The following is a 17,735-nucleotide window of genomic DNA, read 5'->3' on the forward strand; positions in this document are numbered from 1 at the left end:
CTCCGCGAAGCCTCCGTGCGATACAGGGAGATCTTGCCCGGATCCCGGCTGCGGGGCGACAGCCGCAACCCCAACAAGTCGGACATACGGACATTGCCCAACGTCCCGCCACGGATATCTGTGAAATGGTTCCGCGACCGGAATTTCGGTTTACGCCCCCGAGAGACGTGCTCACCACCGAGCCGGATCCGCTCGCCGGCCCCGCTCGATATCCGGCCTCGCCGGCCAGGCCGACGCCGCGGTCAAACAACCATCGCCCACAGTCCCTCAACGCACACCGGTTGGCACGCCCACCCGGGGCGTCAACCACTGACCAACCTGGCCTACTAGAGATTCGGCGTCCTCCAGTCGGGTGTGGCCACCGACGTACATGTCCGGCCGCACGAGGATCGCCCGGTTTTCACCACGACCGATCGCATACCGCTTCACGAGCTCCCCGAGCTGGTCCGGGATGGTGTGATCCTCATCGAAGGCCGCCGTCGTCGGCTCGTCAATGACCAGAATGGACGACACGCGGTCCCCAAAGGCGGCGCGCATGTGTTCGGCGACCCGCTCAGCGCGTTCGACGTCCTCAGCGACGCCCTTTCGCGGCACCAGCACCAACGTGAACCCGCAGTGGCGGAACAGGTCGAAAAGTCGCTTCCGCGGCTCGATGACCAGCTGCGCATCCGGAGCGCGGTCACCGGCCTGTGGCCCCGCGACCGCGGGAACGTCCGGGGCGGGGACGACATCGCGGTAGTGGTGCGAAAGCCCCGAGATCAGCTCGACGGTCCGCTGCTGCCAGCCAGGTTCGCGAGTGAGCGCGATGCGGTCTTCAAGCCCTTGACCGAAGGCCATCACGATGTCGTGGGTGGACTTGGCACCCGCGGTGATTTGCTCGCCGATCGGCCGGCGCTCCGCCTCGTAGGAATCCAGCAGCGTCTCGGGCGCGGCCCCGTCAACGACGGCGGCCAGCTTCCAGCCGAGATTGAAAGCGTCCTGCATGCACCCGTTCATGCCCTGACCGCCCGCCGGGGAGTGCACGTGCGAGGAGTCGCCGCAGAGCAGGACCCGACCGGCGCGGTAGCTGCCGGCCACGCTGTTGAGGATCTCCCATTGGGTCGCCCACCGCGGTTCGCCGATCCGCATGCCGATCCCGATCTTGTCGGCCACCGCCTGGAACGACGCACGAGGGTCGTCCGCCCGGGTCATCGCGCCCGCGTCGCTGAGGTAAACCCGCCAGAGCTTGCCGGGCAGCTTGGTCACCAACATGAACAGTGATTCGCCGATGAAGTAGTTCACCCACGAATCGTCATGGGGGAAATCTTCCACCTCGACGTCCATCATCGCCATGACACCCACTTTGTCTCCGACGAAGTCGATGCCGGCCCGGTCCCGGACCCGGCTGTGCGCACCATCGCTGCCGATCACCCACGCGGACCGGTGCGGGGAGACCTCCCCTGATGCCTTGTCGAGTACCGAGAGCGTGACGCCGTCGGCATCCTGCTCCAGGTCGGTGAACTCCTGGCCGTATTCCGGGCGAATCCCGTAATGGGCACACAAATGCTCGCGCAGGACCTGTTCGAAGTCGTTCTGGTTGATCTTGTAGTAGAAGGGGTAACGTGTCGGGAGCCCGCGAAAATCCGTGCGGGGCTTCTCTTCGTCACTCATCCCGGGAAAGTGGTACACGTTGCCAGGGCACGGTAACGCGACTTCCTCGATGCGGTGCGCAACGCCGATGTGCTCGAACATCTCCATAGTCCGGGCGTGCAATGTGAAAGCCCGGGTCGTATGCGAGGGACCAGGCCGTTTGTCGATTAGCCGCAGGGGTACGCTGCGCCTGGCCAGCTCGTGCGCGGCGATGAGCCCCACCGGGCCCGCTCCGACGATGGCCACACCATTGTGGTCCAGCATGGGATTCCTTTCCGAGTAGGAGATAACGACACTCAGCCCGGTTCGGCCGCGAAGCCGGGCCGGGAGGCGATAAGACAACTGTTCGCGCGATTCCTGCCGAGCTGTGCGGCCATCTCGACCGCGCCGGGCGTGACGGTCGGGTCACGATCGACCTCGATCAGCTCGCCGAGCTCACCCGGGTCAGTTGTGACGACCTCGACCACGCAGCCGAGCTGGCGCAGTATCGCCATCTCGCGGCCGAGCGTCGACGGTACGGTGACCCAGTTGGAGCCGTGCCCGAACGCTGCGATGCGCACGGCCGGCGGCCAGACTCCTGCCGGAAACCAGGCGAACCGGGATCTCACCCGCACACCGCAGCAACGAGCAGCGTATTCAGCCATCAGGGCGGCAAAACCGTCGAGCCCGACCTCCGTGCCCAGGCACGCGGCCAGGGCAGCACCGGCACCCGTCCCGACGGTCTGCCGAACTCCGGCCGGCCGAAATCCGCCGTCGAGAAGACCGCGCACCAGACCGCCGAGCCAGACTCCGGCCACTGGCCCACCCCACCGAGGACCCGCGAGTGCACGTTCACTGGCCCACCGAGGGTGGAAGGTCGTCGAGAGAACGCCCGAGCAACGCCTCGACCGCAGCCGCCTCGACCGGGACCGGGTTGGGCGAGCCCGCGACCTGGCCGGCCACCTCATGCGCGTCTTCCTCTGTCGCTCCAAGTCTGGACAAGCTCGTGGACAGACCGGACCGCCTCGCCAGTTCCCACAGGCCCAGCGCCGGGTCGGAGCCCAGGAACGGCTCCAGGCGGGCGACCCATTCGGGACCCGCCGGGGCATTCAACGCCACCACGTGCGGGAGGATCACCGCGTGGGTTTCGGCGTGCGGCAAGTTCAGCTTCCCGCCGAGAAGGTGGCAGATCCTGTGCTGCAGACCGGTACCGGTTCGTCCTAATGCCGTCCCGGCCAGGAACGCCGCGTACTGAAGCCCGGATCGCGCTTCGAGGTCGGCCGGGTCGCTCGCCAACTCCGGCAGACTGGTCGTGACAATGCGGACCGCGTCCGCCGCCAGCGCCGAGGTCAGCGGGTCGCCGTCGGGAGACCAGAGGGCGGCCAAGCAGTGCGCCAAGGCGTTGAACGCGCTCGGCCCGGTGAGCGCCGGTGGAAGCCCGACAGTCAGTTCGGGGTCGTAGATCACGACGCGCGGGCGTACCCGCTCGTCGACCCCCGTGCGTTTGTGGTGGGCGCTCGTCGTGCCGAACACCGGCGTCAGCTCCGACCCGGCGTAAGTCGTGGGAACAGCGACGATCGGCAGGCCGGTGTCCAGGGCGATCGCCTTGGCCAGGCCAGTAGCCGATCCTCCGCCCAAGCTCACCAGGCCGTCCACGCCATCGGCGGCTGCTCTCTTGCCGGCACGCTCGGCCAGCTCGAGCGGCACGTGCTGGGCCACCTCGTCCCAGCAGCTCGTCAGCCGGTCACCGAGCACGTCGACGAGTGTTCGCGCGCCCGGGGTGTTGCCGTCGGCGATCAGCATGACCTTCGAGAGACCGAGGCGATCGACCTCGTTACCCACTTCAGCCCGGCGCCCGGGGCCAAACACGACCCTGACCGGGCGCGCCTCATACTCGAACGGGTGGCTGTGAGTCGATGAAGTCATTGCATGGCCTCCTTCAGCAACAAGCGCAAAGAGTCGACGGCCACGTGACCATCCAGGTCAGGCCTGCCGGCCAACCGCGCGACGAGGGCCTCAGCATCGAAGGGCGGACACACGGAGCCGAGGTCGACCGGCAGGCCGAGGGAGGCGGCGAACTCCCGGGTTGTTTCCGCCGCCGGGACCCGGCCCGCGAGATCGGTTCCGGCAGCCACATGTGGTGCCAGACAAGCGATCAGCGATCCATGGTCGATGCGGTGGGTCGCGCCGAGATCCTCGGCGACGAGCTGCGCCGGGCCGGGCCCGGCAGCCTCCAGCGCCGCCCCGGCGAGCGCGGCGCCTTCGAGCGCACGTTCACGCAACTCGCGATCGACGGGGTTACGCACCAACAGCGGCAGTGTTTCCCACAGCACGCGCAGTGCTGTGCTCGCTGCCTCCGCCGGAACCGACACTGTGCCGGCCAGGATCTCCAGGCATGCTCCCACGGCAGCCATGCCGCTGGACACGAGCACGCGCACGGGCGTCGCATCGAGCAGTTCCGGATCGCGGACCACCGCGCGCGCGGCACATCGCTGCGACTGCCCGCTCTCCTTGCCCCTTCCCGTCGTGACGAAGTAGCGCGAGGTCATCTCCGCGCCGGATAACGTCACCGGTAAGGCGATCCACGGCAGTCCCAGTGCCAGCGCGACGATCTTGGCGTACCCGGCGGCTGATCCACCGCCGATGGCGATCACCGAGTCGGCGTGCACTTCCTGAGCAGACGCGACCGCGAGGTTCACTTCCCACGACGGCACGTGGGCCACCGTGTCGGTGAAGCTGCCCGTCGATCGCCCGCCGAGCAGATTCCTCACTCGCTCGGCGGGCGCAGCGCATCCTGGACCGACCACCAGCAGTGCCTTCTGCGCACCGAGGCGATCGACGATCTCCGGAAGCTGCTCCAGCGAATTGCCACCTGTCAAAAGGTGTGCGGACGGGAGAGCTTGGTTCTCCTCCGTGGTTCCGCTCATGCGGAGTTCCTCGCTTCCCCGGCACCGCGAGGCGCCGTGGTCGGTCCGGGCACGCCGGCGGGCTCGGTCAGTCCGGCGAGTCAGTCGCGCGGGCCTTCGCCGCCGTGACCGTCCGGGTTGTAGTGCAGCTGGTAACGGTCATAGCGCTCCTGACCGATGGCGGCCAGCGCCGCCGGGACCGGCTCCGGATCCTGCAGGAACGGCTCCTCCTCATCGCACGCGTGCTGCCACGTCGCGAACTCGAGCGCGATCTGGTTCACGGGGTCCTCGAAGTAGATCGAGTGACAGAACCCGTGGTCCAGCTCGCTCTTGATCTTCACGCCGTTGTCCTCGAGGTGCTGCTTCGCCTTTTGCAGCTCAGCCTCGGAGGGAACCGTGATCGCCAGGTGGTTGCCCGCACCCAGCAACGAGTTGTCCGCCGGCACCTCCACATCCTTGAACTCGAAGAACGCGATCGTGTCCTGCTCACTGATCCGGAAGAAATAGTGACGGCTCCCGCCGAGGTTGCCGGGCACCGCACCCGGGAACGGATCCGGGTCCGGCAGCGAGAGAGTTACCACCACCGGAAACCCGAGGAGGCCGTTATAAAACTTGACCGTTTCCTCCATGTTGTTCGTGACGAAAGCCATGTGATGACAGCCGGACGTCCGAATTCCCATGTCATACCTCCTGATCAAGGGTGTCGGGCCAGCTCCAACGCTGACCTATGACGGGCTTCACACTACGGAGAAGATATTTCTGCGTCAATAAATCTGGATCAGGAGTCCCTGATGTTTCGATTCAGGCCTGCCGCACGGCCTGACACCTGAGTTCCGCCCGCGGTACGCCGCCTGCTGCGATGTGACGTAACCTCAAAATGACCGAGTTTCGTCACAAGGAGGTTCCCGTGCCGACGACGACCTGCCGCGTCTGCGACAAACCCATCGTCGCGCCCAACACGGGACGGCCGCCCCGATACTGCTCCGCCGCTTGCCGACAACACGCCTACCGGGTCCGGAAGCGTGCCCCCAGGCTTCAGCCCGAGCGTCAGCGGCCGGCGCCATGCGCGGCCGCCACCCCCCCGGACATCGAGGAGAAGGACGTGCCGCATCTGACCCGGCGGGAACTGCTGGCGTGGCGCGGAGTGCTGGAAGTCCAGACGACGATCCTGCCGACACTGGAGCGAGAGCTGCGCGAGAACACGGGCCTTACCTTGAGCGAGTTCGATGTGCTCTACCAGCTTTGGCGGACGCCAGAGCGGCAGTGCCGCATGGTCGATCTGGCCCGCGCGGTCCTGGTCACGCCCGGCGGCGTCACCCGCATAGTCACCCGCCTCGAGGAGCGAGGGCTGGTCCGGCGACTCACGACCGCCGGCCGCCAAGCCGTGACGACTCAGCTCACCGCACAGGGTCAACGAGAGCTCGACGCGGCGATGGACGTTCATTTCCAAGGCGTGCGCCGCATGTTCGTGCAGCACCTCCAAAGAGAAGACATAGACCGGATGTTGCCGCTCTGGGCGCACATCCGCCAATCCACTCCGCCCTCGACGTGCGATGGCCCCGGGGGTCCGGATACGGCTACTGAAGCGGGCGCCTGACGGTTTCACGGCGACGGATTCGGCGCCCATGGCGACCCCGCCGGCTCCCCCACCGCCGCGAAGGTTCTGCCCGCTCATCCGGAGGGTTCACTCGCCCGCCAGAACGTGGCTCCGCCGGATCGGGCGAGCGACACCGATCCGGCGAGTGGATCTCTCGTCAGGATCGGAGGAACTCCAGCGCCTGCACCACAAAGAGGCCTCGGTGCTGGAAGCTCGGTCCGTGGCCGGAATCGGAATGGATGATCAACTGGCGAGCCGGAAGGAGTAGATCGTAGGTATTGTCGGGTCATTGTCGCCGTCGACGCGCCGGACCTCTGCGGAGTTCACCGCCGCTCCCCAGCCCGTGCCCACCGCGCAACCAAGTAGGCAGACGCTTTGCAGCGGGACGTCGTCGGGCACTTTCACCGCGGAGTCCGCCGACACCGTCGTGGTCTCCACGAAGGTCGAGATCCCACACATTTGCCCGACCGGGCCGCCGCCATCAGACAGTGCGAGCCGGAAATCGGTTGGGTCGCCCCATCGGGACCCGGCGAGCAGGCCTGCGCCGAGATCGCAGAGGTTTTGCATCCCGGAGGCGCACCACCGGCAGTACCCACACGAGGGCAGGAAGGAGAACACGACGTGGTCGCCCTCGTTGATGCCCTTGTGGTTGCGCCCGGCCTTCGTGACGATGCCCGCGCCCTCGTGCCCGCCGGCGAACGGATACATCCCCACCGGCACGTCCCCGGTGGCCACATGATCATCCGAGTGGCAGAGACCCGACGCGACCATCCGGACCTGAATCTCACCCTCGCGCGGGTCGTCGACCTCCAAGTCGACTGTCTCGTACTTGCCCGGCGACTTCATCAGAATGGAACCACGAGTATGCACGATGTCCTCCTCGACGCTCAGCAGTAGATGGACTTGAGCTGCTGATACGGGGCCAGGCCCTCGGGTCCGAGCTCCCGCCCGATGCCGCTGGCCTTCACCCCGCCGAAGGGTGCAACCGGGTCCGGCAGGTACCGATTGACGCCGACGCTGCCTGTCTGCAGCCGGTCCGCCACCGCGATCCCGCGCTCGGGGTCGCTGGTCCAGACGGTGCCGGCGAGGCCGTAGTCGGACTCGTTGGCGATCCGGACGGCCTCGTCATCGTCCGAGTAAGGGATGACGGTGAGGACCGGCCCGAAGATTTCTTCCTGGCAGACCGTGGCGTTGTTGTCGAGGCCGGCGAACACCGTGGGCGCCACGAAGTAGCCCGGTCGGTCGAGCTGCTCGCCGCCGACGGTGACCCGGCCACCCTCTGCTTTGCCCTTGGCGATGTAGTCGGTGACTCGGTCGAACTGGGCCTGGTTGGACAGCGGGCCGATCTGGGTTTCCGGGGAGAGCGAGTCGCCAACGTTCATCGACCCGGCGAAGGTCGACATGAGGCCGACGATCTCGTCGTACCGGCTGCGGGGGGCGAGGATGCGGGTGGCGAGGAAACAGGTCTGGCCGTTGTTGGCCAAAGTGGACACGAACAGGTCCGCGCCGATCTTTGCGAGGTCGAGCTCCGCGTCGTCGAGGATGATCGTGGCGGACTTGCCACCCAGTTCCAGAGTGACCGGGCGCAGTAGCCGCCCGCAGGTCTCGGCGATCTGCCGGCCCGCTGCGGTGGAGCCGGTGAAGCTCACCTTGTCGACCCCGGGGTGCGCCACGAGGTGGGCACCCACTTCGCGACCGCCCGGGATGATGTTGAGGACGCCGGTGGGCAGCCCGGCTTCCATCGCTGCCTCCGCGACCAGGGCGCTGTCGAGGACGGTCTGCGGCGATGGCTTCGTCACCACCGTGCATCCCGCGGCCAACGCCGGCGCGATCTTGAACATGGACAGCGTCTGCGGGAAGTTCCAGGGCGCGATGGCCGCAACGACCCCGACCGGTGCTCGGCGGACGTCGATTTGTCCGCCCAGCATCCCCTGTCGCACGTCCGGACCGGCGTTCTCGACCAGGTCCGCGTAGTAGCGCAGCAGCAGCCCGGGGAACACAGCCTCGAGTTGCCCGGCGACGGCGATGGGCATGCCGTTCTGGGCGGACACGGTCTGCGCGATGGTGTCCTTGCGTGCCTCGATGGCGTCTGCGAACCGGCGGAGGACCTTCGCGCGCTCCGCCGCCGGTACCCGGCTCCAGCCTGCCGGACCGTCGAAGGCCTCGCGGGCGGCGGCGACGGCCTCGTCGATGTCAGCTTCCGTGCCGTCGGGCGTGGAGCCGACCGGCTCGCCGGTATTCGGTGAGATGACGGTGATGGTGCCGGTACCGGCCGGTGCGACCCACCGACCGCCGATGAACAGCTGATCCTGCGTTTGGTTCACGTGAGCGACCCCTTCGTCGAACGTGTCGACTACCGTCGCAGACGGGGCCGAACGCAACTGTGCGCGTCACGCACAGTCCGGGAGGGACTCAGCGGGTGGGTTCGATCCGCAAAACGCGAAGTCGGCGGTAGAGCGCGGTGCGGCTGATGCCCAGCCGTTCGGCGGCATGCACCTTGTTGCCCGCGCAGTCCCGCAGCGCACGGACGATCGCGTCTCGTTCCGCCTGCCAGAGTGTCCCCTCGACCGGTCCGGACTCCGGGCGGCGCCGGCCCGGGGGCAGGTCGGCTTCCGTCACGTCACCGCTCCCGCGTCGGGCGGCGACGTAGTCGATCACTCCGTCCAGCTCGGCGAGGTTTCCGGGCCATTCCGCCGCGGCGAGCACCCGCAGCGCGCCGAGGGTGAACCGCGCGCGCCCGCCGGTGGCCTCCCGGAGCCGCGCCTCCGCCAGCGCCGGGATGCGATAGCGCTCGGCGCGCAGTGGTGTCAGTGTGAGCCGGACCGGGCACAGCGCCCACAACGAAGCCCGTTCGAGATCCGCCGCGGGCCCGCAGGTCATGATCACCCGCGAGGTGCCCCGCAGCCGGGCTAGCCGCGGGACCAGCCGAACGGGCAGCATGTCCGCGTGCTCCAACAGCACAGTGCCGGGCGCTTCTGCGAACGCGGTGTCGAGCTCTGCCGGGGTGGCCTCGGCCCCGTCGATGAGGACGGCCCCACCGTTCCCCGCGAGCGCGGCGGCCACCGTGCTGCGTCCGGTACCCGCCTCGCCCGCGACCAGCACGGACGAGTCCCGGTACCGTTCCAGCTCGGGGCGCAGCGGCCGGTGCCAGTCCGCGGAGTCGGCCGGCACCGGTCGACGCGCTCGTGGGATCGGGGCAGGTCGCTCCGCTGGCTGCACAGCCAACAAGACGCCACCGTCGAGCCGGTCCATCCGCACGACGATCGAGCCGCCGGTCACCAGCTCCACCGAGCGCTGTTCCGCGCGTCCAACCATGTCCTCGGACAATGCCCGCAGGGCCGCCTGGTCTGCCGGTCGGAGCAGGTCTGCAGCGGCACGGTTGGCCAGCGTGACCTCCGCACCGAAGGCGACCAGCGGCCCGGCGGAGCGACGATTCGTCGCCTCGAAGGCACGCAGCAGGCGGTGATTGGGGCCGTTCGCGTCGTCTCGCAGGCGCTCGTCGATGTCCCTGGCGAGTCGATCGACGTACGGTCGTAACAGGGAGCCCGCGTCCAGGATCGAGCAAGTCAGGTCCAAGACGCCGACGATGCGGCCAGTGGTCGGGCTACGCAGCGGGGCGCCATAACAGGCGAAGTCACGAAAGGACGCCAGGTAGTGCTCTGCGCCTGCCACGGCGACCGGCCTGCCCTCTTCGAGTGTGGTGGCGATCGAGTTGGTTCCGGTGGTGTCCTCGCTGAAGGTCGCGCCCAGTACGGCCCCAAGGCGCTCCATGCGCCCGGCCAACGACGGAATGCCGAAACGCAGGTCGGTCAGCCGACCGCGGTGGTCGGCGAGGACGAGCGCGAAGGCGGTGTCGCGGAGCTTGTCGGCGGCGTCATCGAGTACCGGGGTGGCAGCCCGCAGCAGGGCGCCATCGGAATCGACGTCTACAGGCACGGGTTCCGCCGGCGCTGCCGGCGAGAGACCGACGGCCTGGACACGCTGCCACGACCGGGCGATCTCAGGTCGCAGCGGTGCGACTCGCTCGATATTCATAACGACCTCGCTCGTTACCTGTACAACGACTATCTAGTGACGATAGTGCTTCCGGCCGATTCGATCCCGACGAACACGAAAGCGTCCATCGCGACAAGAGCCTGAGGGGAAGGACGCGGACGAGGTCCAGGCGGCCGATACCCGGACGGACCGTCGTTCGCACCATCGAGGGCAACTGCCAGGTCGCGGGCCATCAGGTCGCTCACCCACACGGACCCGGTTTCGCACCCCGGGAAAGGTCGTTGCGCAGCAGGTCGACGATCATCAGGTTCACAGAAAGGGCCGTCTGGTCCAGCGCCCGCGCAAGAATGTGATCGACAATGCCCGCCACCGAATCCGGTGATCATGCAAGACGAGCGGCGACGGAACCACCACTGCGTCCACGGCTTCAGCGCCTCGGATGCCGGCGAGGGTCTTCTTCGCACCGCACGGCACCACAACCATCCCGTTGACGGAAACTAGCCGGACGAAATGGCCGCACCCTGCTCGTGGCTTCGGTTGTCACTTGCATGTGCCGCAAGGTAGCGCGCAGCGCACACCGCTCGCCGACACAGCACGATCGATCGGGCCGAGTCAGGCACTGTCGGCACCGTCCACCGGAGTGTCGGCAAGCGGGCATCGGGGGCGCGGCGGGGGCGGCTCGTAATCTCCCAGCGCCAGTAGCACCTCGCGCAGCGCCGATGACGCCGATCGCGCCTGCGCCTCGGTGACGTCCCGGTAAAGCAGTTCCTGCTCGGCCACCCAGGCCCGCATGGTGGCCTCAGCGGTTTCGATGCCGCTGGCTGTGAGCCGGACCCACAGACCGCGCCCGTCGCTCTCATCCCGACGGCGTTCCACCAGTCCGGCACGCAGTAACCGGCCCAGGACGTTGCTCACCCCTCCAGCGGTCAGCATCAGGCGTGCGTGCATATCGGAAGGCCGCAGTTCGTAGGGGCTGCCCGAGCCGCGCAGCACGTTGAGCACGTTGAAGTCCGCCTGAGTGAGGTTCCAGGGTTCCAGGCAGCCGGCCAGGCGATCCTGCAGGATCACTCCGAGCCGCGCGGCTCGCCGAGTCAACTCCACGACTGCCAGGTCGACTTCCGGCATCTCCCGACGCCACCCGGTCGTCATCCCGTCGACGAGGTCCCGTCCCCTGTCGCGCCCTGCCGACTTCCGGCCTGTCCCTGCCATGGCTCTCAGCCTAGCGCCATACATCGTCATCACCGTTCCAAGATAGTTGTCAGAAAAACTTTTCTGTGAAACAGTATGAGGTAGCGACGGCACTCTCGCTAATGACCACTGCGCTCACGTGAGGCTCAAGTACGACGAGACGCCGCCGGCCACTCGAACCGCATGGAGGGGTCGATGAGCCCACGCGAAACAGTTGGCACCACAGCCGAGATCCGCACACTCGTCCGGGACGCCAAGATCGAGATCATCCCGATCAAGGGCTACGAAGCGAAATTCGCCGAGGTCCCGAAGGGCACCACCGTCACGATCACCTGCTCACCGAAGTTCGGCCTGGACCGGACGCTGGCGGCCACCGAGTACGCCGCGGCGGCGGGCTACACCGTGATCCCCCACCTCGCCGCGCGGCAGGTCACCGACGAGGCCGAACTCAAAGAGTTCGTCCGCCGGCTGGAGGCGGCCGCCGTAACCGACCTCTACGTCATCGCTGGAGATGCGGCCGAGACCGCAGGGATCTTCACCTCCTCGGCGGAACTCCTGGACTCGCTCGCCGGGTTCGACCACGGGCTGACCTCCATCGGCGTCGCCTGCTACCCCGAGGGCCACCCCGCAATCCCGGACGACGTGCTCGCAGACGCCTTACGCACCAAGCAGCCGACGGCGCACTACATGGTCAGCCAGCTCTGCTTCGACCCGAAGACCCTCACGCGCTGGCTGCGCGCCACTCGCGAAGGCGGGATCACGCTGCCCCTGCACATCGGCCTGGCCGCTCCCATGCAAGCCCGCAAACTCGCCGAGGTCTCGCTCAAGATCGGCGTCGGCTCCTCGCTGCGCTACCTGTCCAAGCAACACGGTCTCGTCGGAAACCTGTTGCGCGGCAAGGCCTACCGCCCCGAACAGCTGCTGGCCGACATGGGGCCGGCTCTCACCGCGCCGGAAATGAACGTCGAGCGCTTGCACATGTTCTCGTTCAACCAGGTCGGCGCCACCGCGCAATGGCAGCAGCGCCTCGCCGGCCGCCAAGCCTGATACAGGCACCCAACCCCCCAGGCAACGTCGCCGCTGAAAGGACCAACCATGCCCGAGAGTCTCGAGCAGAAGATCCAGCGCATCGGAAACCCGGTCGCGATGATGCGCAACTCTCCCGCAGGACATTACGAATTCCCCATCCCCAACGAGTTCTCCAACTGGGGAGACGAGCAGCGCGCGTGGAACAACACCGCAGTCCTGTTCGACCAGTCGTTCCACATGACAGACGTGTACTTCCGCGGCTCGCGGTTGAAGGAATTCTTCGCCTCGATCGCGGTCAACAGCTTCGCCACATTCGGACCCAACAAGGCCAAGCAACTCGTCACGGTCAGCCCCGACGGATTCGTGATCGGCGACGGCATCCTGTTCGGTCTGGGCGAGGAGGAGTTCAGCCTGGTCGGGCGGCCGTCGGCCCCGAACTACGCCGCATACCGCGCCGAGACCGGGGACTTCGACATCGAGGTCACGCGGGACGTACGCAGCCTTGAGCGCAACGGTCAGCGGCTGATCTTTCGCTACCAGCTGCAGGGCCCGACCGCACTGGACGTGCTGGCCAAGGCGTACGGAAAGGCACTACCGAAAGTCAAGTTTTTCAACATCGGGCATTTCGAGATCGCCGGCGTACGGGTTCGTGCACTCAATCACACGATGTCCCGGCACACCGGCCTGGAGATCACCGGTCCGTCCGAGTTCTCCGCGCAGGTCAAGGAGGCGTTACTCATTGCCGGAGAGGAGTTCGGGCTTCGCGAGGGGGGTGCACTCTCGTACGCCACCACACCGACCGAGAGCGGCTGGATCCCCTCGCCCACCCCTGCGATCTACTCCGGGGACGCTCTGCGGCCGTACCGCGAGTACCTGCTCGGGACAAGCTGGGAAGGCATGGCCTCGCTCGGCGGCAGCTACGTCGCGGACTCCATCGAGGCCTATTACCAGACGCCGTGGGACCTGGGGTACGGCCGGCACGTCAAGTTCGACCACGACTTCACCGGCCGCGAAGCCCTCGAGAAACTGGCCGACCAGCCGCACCGGCAGAAGGTCTGGCTGCGCTGGAACGACGACGACGTAGCCACTGCCATCGCCCGAAGCTACTTCGGCGGCGCAGACCGAACCAAGCGCTTGGGTGTGCCCTCCTCGGTGTACTCGACCTGCCCATTCGACGTCGTACACGTCGACGGACGACAGGTCGGGCTGTCGACCTACAGCGGCTACACCACCAACGTGGGCAGCTGGTCCTCGCTGGCCATGATCGACGAGGCCGACGTACAGGACGGGCGTGAGGTCACCGTCGTCTGGGGTGAACCGGATGACACCGCCAAGCCGATCGTCGAGGCGCACCGGCAGATCGAGATCCGCGCGACGGTCAGCACGACCTCGCTCGCCGAGTAGGAACGGAGTACGCGGTGACCGCTACCAGCGCCGACACCGAGCTCGCAAGCGAAACATTCCACGTAATCGCCGAGGCCGTGGCTTCGGATGCCCCGACCCCCGGCGGCGGCGCCGTCGCCGGGCTAGCGGCGGCACTGGCTGCGGGCCTCGCAGCGATGGTTGCTCGATATTCCGCTGCGGGCGGCCCTTTCGATCCGACCGCAGCAGCCGCCAGGGCGGACGACCTGCGCCGTGCCGCGCAGCGGCTCGCCGACGACGACGCCCACGCTTACCAGCGCTACCTGGACGCCGCTGCGCTGCCCAAGCAGCCTGATACCGCAGGACGAAGGACGGCTATTAACGCCGCGCTCGATACCGCAGCCGACGTCCCCCTCGCCCTCGCCGAGATCGCCGCAGAGATTGCCGGCCTCGGCGAACAGCTCGCCGAGGCCGGCAATCTTCGGCTCCACTCTGACGCCCTCATCGCGGCACAGCTCGGTGGCGCCGTCGCGACCTCCGCGGCCGCGCTGGTCGCGGAGAACCTCCGCTCTCGCCCCGACGACTCGCGAACGGCGCGGGGCGCCGAGCTGGCCGCCACCGCCCGCGCCGCCGCGGCGCGCGTAGCCGGCCTCCCAGAAATCACCAGCCCGGAATCCACACCATCTCGGAACGTGCACCTATGACCGCTCAGATCATCGACGGGCGCAAGATCGCGCATGCCCTCAAAACCGACGTGGCATCCGAAGTCGCCGCCCTGGCGGACTCCGGCGCCCAGTGCGGGCTCGCCACGGTCCTGGTCGGCGACGACTACGGCTCCGTCGCCTACGTGCGGCGGATCAGCCGGATCGCCAAGGAGCTCGGTGTGGCCTACAAGGAGGTGCTCCTGCCCAGTACCACGCCCAAGGGCGAGTTGCTGGCCAGGATCGAGCAGCTTAACCGGGACCCCGCCGTCAGCGGTGTTCTTTTGCTGCGGCCGCTGCCCCCGCAGATCTCCGAGGTGGAGGTCTTCCGTGCGCTCGACCCGGAGAAGGACATCGAGTCGGTCCACCCGGAGAACGCCGGGCTGCTGGCGCTGGGCACACCCCGGTTCGTCCCATCTACCGCGGCGTCGGTGTTCCATCTGCTCGACACCTGGCTGGACGAGGTCGGCGAGGACCGGGCCAGCTTCTACCACCGCTCGTTGATCGTGGTCGTGGGCCGCTCGAACAACGTCGGCAAGCCCGCGATCTCGCTGGCCTACGACCGTGAAGCCGCCGTGATGTCGGTCGACGAATGGGCCAGCCGGGAGGGGCGGCTGGGTTGGCACACCCGGCAGGCGGATGTGCTCGTCGTCGCCGCCGGAGTGGCCGGGCTGATCCGCGCGGAACACGTCCGGCCTGGGTCGGTCGTGATCGACGTCGGTATCAATCCGCGCGAAGACCCGGATACCGGACAGGTCCGGATGGTGGGCGACGTCGAGTTCGAGGAAGCCCGCGCCCGCGCTCGGGCGATCGCTCCAGTCCCGGGCGGAGTCGGACCCGTCACCGACGTCTGGCTCATCCGCAACACCGTCCTCGCAGCCACCCATCACGCTCGAAAGGCTTTCCTGACATGAACGCCCCCACCGCGACGGCTCCCGAGCGGCCTGACCACTTCGCCTTGACCCTGTCCTGCCCCGACCGCGCCGGCATCGTGTACGCGGTGTCACGCTTCTTGGTCGAGCACGACTGCAGCATCGCTGAGAGTCAGCAGTTCACCGACCGGGACGTGAACCGCTTCTTCATGCGAGTGGAGTTCGCGCCGGTCGGCGGCGGCGAGCTCGACCTGCAGGCGATGCGCACCGCGTTCGCGGAAACCGCCGCCGATTTGTCGCTGACCTGGCGAATGCACGCCACCAGCGAGCGGCCGCGCGTACTGATCATGGTCAGCAAGTACGGGCACTGCCTCAACGACCTGCTGTTCCGCGCGAATTCTGGCGCCCTGGACATCGACATCCCCGCCATCGTGTCCAACCATCCGGACCTGGCCGTCATGGCCGACCACTACCGGATCCCCTTCCATCACGTACCGGTCACCAAGGACACCAAACCGGAGGCCGAGCAAAAACTCCTGCAGCTGGTTGACGAGCTGGACATCGACCTTGTCGTGCTCGCGCGTTACATGCAGATCCTTTCGCCCGAGCTGTGCAAGGCGCTCGAGGGCCGGGCGATCAACATCCACCACTCGATGTTGCCCAGTTTCAAGGGCGCCCGGCCGTACATCCAGGCCTACGAGCGCGGCGTGAAGTTCATCGGCGCCACGGCGCATTACGTCACCTCGGACCTGGACGAGGGCCCGATCATCGAGCAGGCCGTGGCCCGCGTCGACCACACGATGGACGCGACCGCCGTGACCAAGCTGGGCCGCGACACCGAATGCCTGGCACTGTCGCGTGCAGTGCTGTGGCACACGCAGAACCGGGTGCTGCTCGACGGGCACAAGACGGTCGTATTTTCGTGACCGCCCTGGACGGTCCGTGCCTGTGTGCTCGACAGCCTCATCGGCTTCGAACACACAGGCCGGGCACCGTCCGTTTCACACTGGCGGGTCGCACCTGGTGCACGACCGCGGAGCCCCGCCACCGCGTGCCGCACCTCACGGGACCAAAGGCAAAGGCACCGCCTCCACAATGTCGGAGTTTGCTGCGTCGCGCCGGCTGTCCACGCACTCAGATCTTCTGTTGCCTCGACACTTCTGTTGTGGCAGATGCAACTTTGCAGCTTTTCCTCCTCAGCTGTAGGGCAGTCCGAGTTGTCCTTGGGCGTAGTTCACGGCTTGCTGCGCCTGCGACGAGGGCCGCGTGTCGCCTCCGGAGTTGGCTGCCGCCTGCTTGTATTGGGCTGCCTGGTTGAGTACTTGGCTGACGTACCAGTCGGCATGGTTGTAAGTGAGGATGGCGCCGTAGATGTCTCGACCATCGCGAGCGCCGGACTCGCACAGGTAGCCGGCGGCGGCATAGATGGCGTCGTGGGGGTTATACCGCGACGGCGGCGTGCTTCCCCCTGGCGGGATCGGGTGCTGGGCGATCACTGAGTCGAATGTGGACTGAAGGAATTGCATCGGCCCGCCAGTTATCTCTAGGTGCACGCGAGAACGCCCGGTAGCGGGCTTGTCTCGGATTCAGGCACGTGAGCTACGGGGATGGGCTACTCCGCGATGGGGGCCGCGTGTCCGCTCGGGCAGGGGCTGGCGAACGGATCAGGGGCCTGAGCGTGGTCCGGGGTGTCACGGTTAGCCACCCTTCACTGAGAATCTTTCCGTACGACCTATGTGAGACATTGCGGGTCTTGGTCGTGGCGCACTGAGTCCCGTGGCAAGGCGTGTCCGTAAGGATTCCCCTATCGAGCCCGCGCTTGGTGGTCAGCCGTCGGGGCCGGGCAGGAGCTAATCGAGTCGGTGTTGATGCGCTCGAGGGGCATGCGCTGTTGGTGTGTTGGTGGCGGTGGTAGGTGAAAGGCTGGCGGCCAGGGGTGCGAGTAGGGGTCCGCCCAGCTGCTCGGCAACCTCGACCGGGCGGCCGTTTCCGCCAGCTCCCGCGAGGATGTGAAGGGACCCGTTAGGGAAGCACTAGTCTGGGCACCTCTGAGCAGAGAAGACTGGTGAGTGCTGACGCGACCGATCCCCGAGCGTTGAACGCCGCTGCGACGTCCGAGTGGCAGGCCACGATCGAGGCGTCCACGTCGAGCACAGGTCGGTTCCGGGGAGGACAGATGAACGGAGAATTGGTCACCCGAGGGTCCGACCTCTGGAGGCAGCTCGTCGAGCGAGGAGATCTCCGAGAGGAGGGCCAGGACCAAGAGCTCGTAACGGAGCTGGTGCAGCGGCTAAGGCTTCGCACAGACATCCCCATTCGCGAGGCCCTGGTGGACGTCTCAGCCGAACGCCTGGTCCGCGAGTTCTTCGCCGTCGCAGAGCCGTTCGCCGCCATGTGGGCAGATCTCCTGGCGCTGTTCGAGCGAGCTGCGGCGACCACCGGTGCGGAACAGCTCGACATCAGCTTCGACTTTTCC

The 17,735-nt window shown here is 67.3% G+C and carries 16 protein-coding genes and 1 pseudogene; 7 read left to right on the forward strand and 10 right to left on the reverse strand.

Annotation, left to right across the window (positions count from 1 at the left end; all coding sequences use genetic code 11):
* Nucleotides 1-267: 267 nt before the first annotated feature.
* The 5 genes from MOQ72_RS32295 to MOQ72_RS32315 form a co-directional block, all read right to left on the reverse strand.
* On the reverse strand, nucleotides 268-1,893 hold the full coding sequence (locus MOQ72_RS32295) for an FAD-dependent monooxygenase (protein ID WP_242189544.1): 1,626 nt from the start codon (nucleotides 1,891-1,893) through the stop codon (nucleotides 268-270).
* 32 nt (nucleotides 1,894-1,925) lie between these two features.
* On the reverse strand, nucleotides 1,926-2,426 hold the full coding sequence (locus tag MOQ72_RS32300; protein ID WP_242189545.1) for a hypothetical protein: 501 nt from the start codon (nucleotides 2,424-2,426) through the stop codon (nucleotides 1,926-1,928).
* A gap of 34 nt (nucleotides 2,427-2,460) precedes the next feature.
* The gene (locus MOQ72_RS32305; protein WP_277955003.1) at nucleotides 2,461-3,534 is read right to left on the reverse strand and encodes a maleylacetate reductase; all 1,074 of its coding nucleotides are present in this window, start codon (nucleotides 3,532-3,534) and stop codon (nucleotides 2,461-2,463) included.
* Nucleotides 3,531-4,535 carry an iron-containing alcohol dehydrogenase gene (locus tag MOQ72_RS32310; RefSeq protein ID WP_242189547.1) on the reverse strand — a complete coding sequence of 335 codons (1,005 nt, stop codon included), beginning with the start codon at nucleotides 4,533-4,535 and terminating at the stop codon, nucleotides 3,531-3,533. The genes MOQ72_RS32305 and MOQ72_RS32310 overlap by 4 nt, the downstream gene beginning before the upstream one ends.
* Before the next feature lie 80 nt (nucleotides 4,536-4,615).
* Nucleotides 4,616-5,194 carry a VOC family protein gene (locus MOQ72_RS32315; protein WP_242189548.1) on the reverse strand — a complete coding sequence of 193 codons (579 nt, stop codon included), beginning with the start codon at nucleotides 5,192-5,194 and terminating at the stop codon, nucleotides 4,616-4,618.
* A gap of 422 nt (nucleotides 5,195-5,616) precedes the next feature.
* Between MOQ72_RS32315 and MOQ72_RS32320 the strand changes: the two genes are divergently transcribed.
* A complete protein-coding gene (locus MOQ72_RS32320) occupies nucleotides 5,617-6,111 on the forward strand; it encodes a MarR family winged helix-turn-helix transcriptional regulator (RefSeq protein ID WP_242189549.1) in 495 nt (164 codons plus the stop codon).
* Nucleotides 6,112-6,354: 243 nt separating this feature from the next.
* Here MOQ72_RS32320 and MOQ72_RS32325 read toward each other — a convergent pair whose 3' ends face one another.
* The 4 genes from MOQ72_RS32325 to MOQ72_RS32340 all read right to left on the reverse strand — a co-directional run bounded on the left by MOQ72_RS32325 (nucleotide 6,355) and on the right by MOQ72_RS32340 (nucleotide 11,316).
* Nucleotides 6,355-6,981, reverse strand: coding sequence for an alcohol dehydrogenase catalytic domain-containing protein (locus MOQ72_RS32325; RefSeq protein WP_242189550.1), 627 nt, complete (start codon nucleotides 6,979-6,981; stop codon nucleotides 6,355-6,357).
* A 17-nt stretch (nucleotides 6,982-6,998) separates the two neighbouring features.
* Nucleotides 6,999-8,435, reverse strand: a complete 1,437-nt coding sequence (locus MOQ72_RS32330; protein WP_242189551.1) for an aldehyde dehydrogenase — start codon at nucleotides 8,433-8,435, stop codon at nucleotides 6,999-7,001.
* A gap of 88 nt (nucleotides 8,436-8,523) precedes the next feature.
* Nucleotides 8,524-10,146, reverse strand: coding sequence for a sigma-54-dependent Fis family transcriptional regulator (locus MOQ72_RS45360; protein WP_504981324.1), 1,623 nt, complete (start codon nucleotides 10,144-10,146; stop codon nucleotides 8,524-8,526).
* Between the two features lie 573 nt (nucleotides 10,147-10,719).
* Nucleotides 10,720-11,316 carry a MarR family winged helix-turn-helix transcriptional regulator gene (locus MOQ72_RS32340; RefSeq protein ID WP_242189553.1) on the reverse strand — a complete coding sequence of 199 codons (597 nt, stop codon included), beginning with the start codon at nucleotides 11,314-11,316 and terminating at the stop codon, nucleotides 10,720-10,722.
* A 174-nt stretch (nucleotides 11,317-11,490) separates the two neighbouring features.
* On the opposite strand from MOQ72_RS32340, the gene MOQ72_RS32345 reads away from it, so the two are divergent.
* Genes MOQ72_RS32345 through purU form a run of 5 tightly spaced genes read left to right on the forward strand, consistent with a single transcriptional unit; the run spans nucleotide 11,491 to nucleotide 16,185 of the window.
* On the forward strand, nucleotides 11,491-12,342 hold the full coding sequence (locus MOQ72_RS32345) for a methylenetetrahydrofolate reductase (RefSeq protein ID WP_242189554.1): 852 nt from the start codon (nucleotides 11,491-11,493) through the stop codon (nucleotides 12,340-12,342).
* Nucleotides 12,343-12,390: 48 nt separating this feature from the next.
* Nucleotides 12,391-13,728 (forward strand): aminomethyl transferase family protein, encoded by a 1,338-nt coding sequence (locus MOQ72_RS32350; protein WP_242189555.1) that lies wholly within the window; start codon nucleotides 12,391-12,393, stop codon nucleotides 13,726-13,728.
* A 14-nt stretch (nucleotides 13,729-13,742) separates the two neighbouring features.
* Nucleotides 13,743-14,390 (forward strand): cyclodeaminase/cyclohydrolase family protein, encoded by a 648-nt coding sequence (locus MOQ72_RS32355; protein ID WP_242189556.1) that lies wholly within the window; start codon nucleotides 13,743-13,745, stop codon nucleotides 14,388-14,390.
* On the forward strand, nucleotides 14,387-15,301 hold the full coding sequence (locus MOQ72_RS32360; RefSeq protein ID WP_242189557.1) for a bifunctional 5,10-methylenetetrahydrofolate dehydrogenase/5,10-methenyltetrahydrofolate cyclohydrolase: 915 nt from the start codon (nucleotides 14,387-14,389) through the stop codon (nucleotides 15,299-15,301). The genes MOQ72_RS32355 and MOQ72_RS32360 overlap by 4 nt, the downstream gene beginning before the upstream one ends.
* A complete protein-coding gene (gene purU / locus MOQ72_RS32365) occupies nucleotides 15,298-16,185 on the forward strand; it encodes a formyltetrahydrofolate deformylase (protein ID WP_242189558.1) in 888 nt (295 codons plus the stop codon). Before MOQ72_RS32360 ends, purU begins: the two co-directional genes overlap by 4 nt.
* Before the next feature lie 270 nt (nucleotides 16,186-16,455).
* Here the strand turns inward: purU and MOQ72_RS32370 are convergent, their stop codons facing one another.
* Nucleotides 16,456-16,785 carry a transglycosylase SLT domain-containing protein gene (locus MOQ72_RS32370; RefSeq protein WP_308198010.1) on the reverse strand — a complete coding sequence of 110 codons (330 nt, stop codon included), beginning with the start codon at nucleotides 16,783-16,785 and terminating at the stop codon, nucleotides 16,456-16,458.
* A 650-nt stretch (nucleotides 16,786-17,435) separates the two neighbouring features.
* Here MOQ72_RS32370 and MOQ72_RS46085 point away from each other — a divergent pair.
* Nucleotides 17,436-17,735, forward strand: a pseudogene (locus MOQ72_RS46085) (DUF8600 domain-containing protein); the annotation flags it as partial.

This window comes from Saccharopolyspora soli, assembly GCF_022678645.1.
Taxonomy (GTDB): Bacteria; Actinomycetota; Actinomycetes; order Mycobacteriales; family Pseudonocardiaceae; genus Saccharopolyspora; species Saccharopolyspora soli.

Coding starts and splice junctions, on each gene's coding strand:
- MOQ72_RS32370 (WP_308198010.1), bottom strand. CDS start 16,785: ATGCAATTCCTTCAGTCCACATTCGACTCAGTGATCGCCCAGCACCCG.
- MOQ72_RS32310 (WP_242189547.1), bottom strand. CDS start 4,535: ATGAGCGGAACCACGGAGGAGAACCAAGCTCTCCCGTCCGCACACCTT.
- MOQ72_RS32350 (WP_242189555.1), top strand. CDS start 12,391: ATGCCCGAGAGTCTCGAGCAGAAGATCCAGCGCATCGGAAACCCGGTC.
- purU (WP_242189558.1), top strand. CDS start 15,298: ATGAACGCCCCCACCGCGACGGCTCCCGAGCGGCCTGACCACTTCGCC.
- MOQ72_RS32295 (WP_242189544.1), bottom strand. CDS start 1,893: ATGCTGGACCACAATGGTGTGGCCATCGTCGGAGCGGGCCCGGTGGGG.
- MOQ72_RS32315 (WP_242189548.1), bottom strand. CDS start 5,194: ATGGGAATTCGGACGTCCGGCTGTCATCACATGGCTTTCGTCACGAAC.
- MOQ72_RS32340 (WP_242189553.1), bottom strand. CDS start 11,316: ATGGCAGGGACAGGCCGGAAGTCGGCAGGGCGCGACAGGGGACGGGAC.
- MOQ72_RS45360 (WP_504981324.1), bottom strand. CDS start 10,146: ATGAATATCGAGCGAGTCGCACCGCTGCGACCTGAGATCGCCCGGTCG.
- MOQ72_RS32360 (WP_242189557.1), top strand. CDS start 14,387: ATGACCGCTCAGATCATCGACGGGCGCAAGATCGCGCATGCCCTCAAA.
- MOQ72_RS32345 (WP_242189554.1), top strand. CDS start 11,491: ATGAGCCCACGCGAAACAGTTGGCACCACAGCCGAGATCCGCACACTC.
- MOQ72_RS32305 (WP_277955003.1), bottom strand. CDS start 3,534: ATGACTTCATCGACTCACAGCCACCCGTTCGAGTATGAGGCGCGCCCG.